Genomic DNA, 7,601 nt, shown 5'->3' with positions numbered 1-7,601 from the left:
TTCGAACCCCCGCGCGACTCTCGCCGCCTGTCGGTTTTCAAGACCGATCCCTTCAGCCAGACTTGGGTATACCTCCATATTGACATCAAATATAATATCAAAAGAAAAACAGTTAGTCAACCCTGCTATGATAAATTATGAGGAAAGGAAAATTTCACTTTCCCTCTCCTTCATTACACTACTGACAACGCTCATAATTACCAATCACTCATACCGATGAATGTTTAAATTTATTTAATAACTGTTTTTCCTCCCATATAAGGGCGAAGAACTTCTGGAATTATAATTGTACCATCTTCTTGTTGATAGTTCTCTAAAATAGCTGCCACCGTACGCCCAATCGCAAGACCAGATCCATTTAATGTATGAACATGTTCTGGTTTGCCATTTAGCTCACGACGGAAACGGATATTTGCACGTCTCGCTTGGAAAGCTTCAAAATTACTACAAGAAGAAATTTCACGATATGTACCATAGCTCGGAATCCATACTTCAATATCGTATTTCTTCGCTGCTGTAAATCCTAAATCTCCTGTACACATGCTCATAACGCGATATGGCAACTCTAATAATTGTAACACGCGCTCTGCATCATTTGTTAATTTTTCTAACTCTTCGTAAGAATCTTCTGGTTTCACGAACTTTACAAGTTCAACTTTATTAAATTGATGTTGGCGAATTAAACCGCGTGTATCGCGACCAGCTGAACCCGCTTCAGAACGGAAACATGAGCTAAATGCAGCATATCGTATCGGTAATTGCTCTTTACTTAAAATCTCATCACGATGCATATTCGTTACAGGTACTTCAGCTGTAGGGATTAAGAAATAATCTTCGCTTTCAATACGGAATGCATCTTCTTCAAATTTCGGAAGTTGCCCTGTTCCCGTCATACTTGCACGATTTACCATATAAGGAGGTAATACTTCCTCATATCCATGCTCGTCAGTGTGAAGGTCAAGCATGAAACTAATTAAAGCACGTTCTAATCTTGCACCAGCACCTTTGTAAAATACAAATCGGCTTCCTGTTACTTTCCCAGCACGCTCAAAATCTAAAATCCCTAAATCTGTAGCAAGATCCCAATGTGGTTTTGGTTCAAAAGTAAATTCTTTCACATCTCCCCAAGTACGCGCTACTACGTTATCATCCTCTGTTTCACCTACTGGAGCAGATTCATGAGGGATATTTGGAATAGATAACATTAATCTTTCTAAATCTTCTTCAACTGTACGAAGCTCATTATCAAGATCTTTTACTTTTTCCCCAACTTCACGCATTTCTAGAATTAGAGCTTCCGCGTCTTTCTTTTCGCGTTTTAATACTGAAATTTGCTGAGATACTTCGTTACGTTTACTTTTTAGTTCTTCTGTTTGAACAAGTAGCTCTCTTCTTCTCGTATCAAGTTCTTCAAAGCGACCAAAATCCGTTAAATCTTCGCCTCTATGCTGTAATTTCGCTTTTACTTCTTCAAAATTCGTACGTAAAAATTTAATATCAAGCATTATATACTCCTCCTTTTATTTTATAAAACACAAAAAACTCCCGTCCCTATAAACAGGGACGGGAGTTAACCCGCGTTGCCACCCTAGTTGAAAGCATTACCGCTTTCCTCTCAAGTAGAAATAACGGCTCTTCACCGGGAATGCTTACTAATCATAAAGATATTCCACATTCCATTCCAGGATGGATTCACAAACTGTTTCTATCGATTTCCACCAACCATCGACTCTCTATAAGAAACGCCATTTGTTACTATTTCCTATCAACACGCTTATTTTATAAAATTGTTACCATCAATTTACTATAATCTTATACAAGTTGCAAGTTACTTATACAACTTTTTTCATTTTTGCTTCTTTTACCATTTCTACAAAGTATGCTGTTACACGATGATCGTCCGTTAATTCCGGATGGAAAGAAGCAGCTAAAAATGGCCCTTGCCTTACCGCTACCATTCGATCGCCATGCGTAGAAAGTACTTCAACATCATCAGCTACATTTACAACATACGGAGCACGGATAAATACACCAACGAAGTCTTCTCCCACACCCGTAATTGAAAGTGCGGCTTCAAAACTATCTTTTTGGCGCCCGAACGCATTGCGCTCAACTGTAATATCCATAGCACCAATATGCGCTTCTTCATAGCCAATAAGTGTTTTCGCAAGAAGAATCATACCTGCACATGTACCAAACATTGGTTTACCAGACTTCGCAAATGTACGAAGAGGTTCCATGAAAGCATACTTATCAATAAGACGGCGCATTGTTGTACTTTCACCGCCTGGTAAAATAAGACCATCAATCTCTTCAAGTTGTTCTATACGCTTTACAACAACAGCTTCTGCACCACTTGCTTCAACTGATTTTACATGCTCACGAACTGCACCTTGAAGGCCTAGTACACCGATTTTCACCATTTTAAAGATCTCCTTTAATTACCATCCACGCTCTTGCATGCGTTGTTCTGGTAATAACGTTGAAATTTCGACACCTTTCATTGCAGTACCTAATCCTTTAGAAAGGCTTGCAATTAGTTCGTAATCTTCATAATGAGTCGTTGCTTCAACGATTGCACGTGCAAATTTCTCTGGGTTCTCTGATTTGAAGATACCAGATCCAACAAATACACCATCAGCACCAAGTTGCATCATTAACGCTGCATCCGCTGGTGTTGCTACACCACCTGCTGCAAAGTTTACAACTGGTAAACGGCCAAGGCGTTTAATTTCAAGTAGCACTTCATAAGGAGCACCAGTATTTTTTGCATATGTCATTAACTCATCTTCACGTAGACTTGCAACTTGACGGATTTCTGCATTGACTTGGCGCATATGACGCACTGCCTCTACAATGTTTCCTGTTCCAGGTTCACCTTTTGTACGAAGCATAGATGCACCTTCTGCAATACGACGTGCAGCTTCTCCGATATCACGGCAACCACATACAAATGGAACTGTGTAATCACGTTTATTTAAATGGTATACTTCATCAGCAGGAGTTAATACTTCACTCTCATCGATATAGTCTACCCCTAATGATTCTAATACACGTGCTTCTACAAGGTGACCGATACGACATTTTGCCATAACCGGAATTGACACAGCACCCATAACTTCTTCAACAATTGTTGGGTCCGCCATACGAGCAACGCCACCTGCTGCACGAATATCTGCAGGTACACGCTCTAATGCCATAACAGCAACTGCGCCTGCCTCTTCTGCAATCCTTGCTTGTTCAGCGTTAACTACGTCCATAATAACGCCGCCTTTTTGCATTTCTGCCATTCCACGTTTTACACGTTCTGTCCCTGTTACATTTGTCATGTACAAAAACCCCCCTAGGTGATTGCTTTCCCCCGTTAAAGGAGAAAATTAAGAATACTCTTACATTCTACCATTAACTATCTAATGCTTGTCTACTACTTTTTCATAAAGTCGGTATGAAAAATAGGAATAAAAAAAAGCTCCTACAATGAGGAGCTTTTAAAACCAACCTTTTACTGTATCAACAGCACCATTCCACATACCACTAAAGAAAGAACCAATTCCGCGCATAGAACGTGTGAACCAGCCCGCTTCTTCTACTTCAGATTTCGTTACAAGGTCTACTTGTAATGATTTACCTGATAAAAATCCAGGGTCATTGCTATCTTTCGGCGATATAATCATTTGACTAATTGCCACACCTTTTTTAATAGGTGCTTCTTGTTCTTTATTTATTACTTTAAATTCTGTTTTATAAACGTCTTTACTTCCTTTTGGCATTGGAAGGGAAATAGCTTGTTTCGTTTGAACCGCTACATCTTTTTCTTTTGCATTTTCAACTCGTACAGTTTCTTGTCCTTTTACTGCTGAATCTTTTGCATAAGCCTTCTTCACTTCAAAGTTTGTAAATCCGTAATCATATAATTTTTTCGTTTCATCAAAACGTGCTGTATGAGAATTTGTTTTAATTACTACAGAAATTAAACGCATGCCATTTCTTTCTGCTGTACCAGTAAAACAATCTCCTGCTTCTGGAGTGGATCCTGTTTTCAGACCATCTACACCTTCATATTCCTTAATTAATCCTTTTAACATCCAATTCCAGTTAGCCATATCAATTGGATACTTACCACCCTTTTGGAATGTCATTTTTGGGATTTTTGCTGTATCTAATGTTTTCGGAAAATCTTGGATAAGATGTTGTGCTAAAATCGCAACATCTCTTGCAGACATTTTATTTTCTTCGTCAGGAGTTGTCCCTTCAGGATGTTGTCCTTTTAAATCTTTGTTCGTTAAGCCCGTAGAGTTTACGAATTTATAATTTTTTAATCCAAACTCTTTTGACTTATCGTTCATCATTTTTACAAAATCTACTTCTTTTCCTGCTACTGCTTCAGCTAAAGCAATTGTCGCTCCATTAGCAGAATAAATTGCCATCGCTTCATACAGTTCTTTTACCGTATAGGAACCACCGTTTTCTAGAGGAACATTTGATAATGAACGATCTTGTGAAATTTTATGCGCATATTCAGAAACTTTAACTTTTTGGTCCCACTTCAGTTTCCCTTTTGCTACCGCCTCATTCACTAAGTATTCACTCATCATCTTTGTCATACTAGCAATTGCCAGTAATTCGTCAGCATTTTTTTGATATAAAATCTTCCCAGAATTCGCTTCTACTAAAATTGCCGCACCTGCTTCAATGTTTAAAGCGGCTCCTGTTTCTGCTGATGCATTGCCATATGGTACAAACATGCTACAAGCTAGTGTAAGCACTGTTACCAACGCAATGAATCTTTTGCAAAACATACCTTTCACTTTTGCTACCCCCAATATCTATGTACTCACATAACCGTTATTCTAACATAATCAAAAAAAAATAGACAGAGATATCAAATCTCCGTCTATTTACATATAAGACATTATAATGAGTAGTTTGGAGCCTCTTTTGTAATCTGTACGTGATGAGGATGGCTTTCACGTAACCCAGCACCCGACATACGAATGAATTGCGCATTCTCACGTAAGAATTCTAAATCCTGTGCTCCGCAGTATCCCATACCTGCACGTAATCCACCAACTAATTGATGAACTGTATCTGCTAAAGGTCCTTTATATGGTACTCGTCCTTCAATACCTTCTGGAACAAGTTTTTTGTTTCCTTCTTGGAAGTAGCGATCTTTACTTCCTTTTTCCATTGCTCCAACAGAACCCATACCACGATATACTTTAAATTGACGACCTTGGTAAATTTCAGTTTCTCCAGGGCTTTCAGCTACACCAGCAAACATACTACCTAGCATAACAACGTGTGCTCCTGCTGCTAAAGCTTTAACCATATCACCAGAGTACTTTACACCGCCATCAGCAATAACGGGAATGCCGTGTTTACGAGCTTCAGTTGCACAATCATAAACTGCTGTTAATTGTGGTACACCAACTCCAGCTACAACACGCGTTGTACAAATAGAACCTGGCCCAATACCAACTTTCACTACATTTGCACCGGCTTCGATTAATGCTTTCGTCGCTTCAGCTGTCGCAACATTTCCAGCGATAATGTTTAGTGCTGGATATTTCGCACGAACTTCTTTTACTTTTTCAATAACACCTTGAGAATGCCCGTGAGCTGTATCAAGTACAATTGCATCTACGCTCGCTTTTACTAATGCGTCGATACGAAGCATTGCATCAGCCGTTACACCAACTGCTGCTCCGACTAATAAGCGTCCTTGCTTATCCTTAGCAGAGTTTGGGAATTCAATTACTTTTTCAATATCTTTTATTGTAATAAGCCCTTGTAATACACCGTTGTTATCAACAAGAGGGAGCTTTTCAATTTTATACTTTTGTAGGATCTTTTCAGCTTCTTCCAGTGTAGTACCAACTGGAGCTGTAATTAACTTTTCTTTTGTCATTACGTCAGAAATTTTGATTGAGTAGTCTTGGATGAAACGCATATCACGGTTTGTAATAATACCAACTAATTTTCGCTCATCCAAATTATTTACAACTGGCACACCTGAGATACGATATTTTCCCATAAGATGTTCTGCATCAAATACTTGATGTTCTGGAGTTAAGAAGAAAGGATCTGAAATAACGCCGCTTTCAGAGCGCTTTACTTTATCAACTTGCTCTGCCTGTTGCTCGATAGACATATTCTTATGAATGATTCCTAAACCGCCTTGGCGAGCCATTGCAATAGCCATGTCAGCCTCTGTGACTGTATCCATTCCTGCACTAATTAACGGGATGTTTAGCTGTAAGCTTTCAGATAAAACTGTTTTAACACTTACTTCTCTTGGTAATATATCTGACTTTGCTGGTACAAGTAATACATCATCAAAAGTCAAACCTTCTTTAACAAATTTAGATTCCCACATAATTGTTCCCCCCATGATACCAGAAATTATTATTAGTAGCTTATCAATTGGTTAAAATACTGTCAAGAAAGTATATAAATGTTAGAATTTTTAGACAATAAAAGGAGCGTAATATATGCATCATACACCTTGCATTTGGCAGCACTTAAGTTTCTTTTTTTCATCTCAAAATGTACAACGTTATCTTGCCCGTTGTTACGAAAAATCCTCAATTCAAGATGCTGAAAAAAAAAGTTTTGAAAATTGTTATCCCTTTATTTATTACTTAGAACATGGGAAAAATTATTATGAATTATATAAGACAGCCCCCTTCTCCATTCAGCCAATGTTGTTGTTTTATGGAATGAGCCAGCTTTTTAAAGCTTGTTTGTTAACTATTGATCCAAACTATCCAGAATCAACGACAGTTTTAGCGCATGGAGTTACAACACGTAAAAGAAAAAAACAAGGGTATCAATTTTTAGAAGATGAGGTAAAAATACAGAAAAATGGATTGTTTTCTCATACCGCAGAACGAGTGTTTCACATGAAACACTTGGAAGCAGAAAAATTTAACATGTTAGAGCTAATGGGAAAAATCCCTGAGTTACAAAATTTATTTCGCTATAGTCAAAAAGGAACAACATTATATAAGATCGATTCACCAAATAAAAATGAACTCTCCTTTCCAGTCAATATACTAGATCGACTACATATGACCAAGGAGAGGTTTTCTCGTTACATTGAAACAGCTTGTAAGCATTTATCAATACAACATGTACCTGGGAAAACTAATGAGTCGAATGTGCTTTTTACAGCGCCCATTCAATCATGGAATCCTATGTATAGTACCCCTTTATACTACGAGCATCTTACTGATACTTATTATTTACCACTTACGAGCGATCCTAGAAATCCTAAGCCAGTATTACCTGAACTCCTTGTTCATTACTTATTGCTCTATAATTTAAGCATGATTTCTAGGTATGAAACTGATTGGTGGTATGACTTACTTGGAAGCTACAACTCCGAAGATTATCCATTCATTTATCAATTTCTCAATATTTCTGCGCAAAAGATCCCTTACTATATTTCGACATTTTTATTAACGGAATCTAGCCTATTTCATGGGAAATAAAAAAACACGAGTCAAATGACTCGTGTTTTAGCTTGCTTGGCGACGTCCTACTCTCACAGGGACAAGGTCCCAACTACCATCGGCGCTAGAGAGCTTAACTTCCGTGTT

General features: G+C 38.1%; 6 protein-coding genes and 1 other annotated feature. Of the genes, 1 reads left to right on the top strand and 5 read right to left on the bottom strand.

Annotated elements, in window-relative coordinates; all coding sequences use genetic code 11:
• Positions 1-230 precede the first annotated feature (230 nt).
• The 5 genes from serS to guaB all read right to left on the bottom strand — a co-directional run bounded on the left by serS (position 231) and on the right by guaB (position 6,376).
• Entirely contained in the window at positions 231-1,505 is a 1,275-nt protein-coding gene (serS, locus tag BAU28_RS24565) for a serine--tRNA ligase (RefSeq protein ID WP_071720413.1), read from the bottom strand.
• A 51-nt stretch (positions 1,506-1,556) separates the two neighbouring features.
• Positions 1,557-1,778, bottom strand: a binding site (T-box leader).
• Between the two features lie 54 nt (positions 1,779-1,832).
• Positions 1,833-2,423, bottom strand: a complete 591-nt coding sequence (gene pdxT / locus BAU28_RS24560; RefSeq protein WP_025151040.1) for a pyridoxal 5'-phosphate synthase glutaminase subunit PdxT — start codon at positions 2,421-2,423, stop codon at positions 1,833-1,835.
• 18 nt (positions 2,424-2,441) lie between these two features.
• Positions 2,442-3,329, bottom strand: coding sequence for a pyridoxal 5'-phosphate synthase lyase subunit PdxS (pdxS, locus tag BAU28_RS24555; RefSeq protein ID WP_000186167.1), 888 nt, complete (start codon positions 3,327-3,329; stop codon positions 2,442-2,444).
• A gap of 159 nt (positions 3,330-3,488) precedes the next feature.
• Entirely contained in the window at positions 3,489-4,808 is a 1,320-nt protein-coding gene (locus BAU28_RS24550; protein ID WP_025151039.1) for a serine hydrolase, read from the bottom strand.
• Between the two features lie 104 nt (positions 4,809-4,912).
• The gene (gene guaB / locus BAU28_RS24545; protein WP_002174524.1) at positions 4,913-6,376 is read right to left on the bottom strand and encodes an IMP dehydrogenase; all 1,464 of its coding nucleotides are present in this window, start codon (positions 6,374-6,376) and stop codon (positions 4,913-4,915) included.
• Positions 6,377-6,491: 115 nt separating this feature from the next.
• On the opposite strand from guaB, the gene BAU28_RS24540 reads away from it, so the two are divergent.
• A complete protein-coding gene (locus BAU28_RS24540; RefSeq protein ID WP_025151038.1) occupies positions 6,492-7,493 on the top strand; it encodes a YaaC family protein in 1,002 nt (333 codons plus the stop codon).
• Positions 7,494-7,601 lie beyond the last annotated feature (108 nt).

The organism is Bacillus paramycoides (genome assembly GCF_001884235.1).
Classification (GTDB): domain Bacteria; phylum Bacillota; class Bacilli; order Bacillales; family Bacillaceae_G; genus Bacillus_A; species Bacillus_A paramycoides.
The sequence above is the reverse complement of the archived record's forward strand: the minus strand, read 5'-3'. Positions and strand labels throughout refer to the sequence as shown.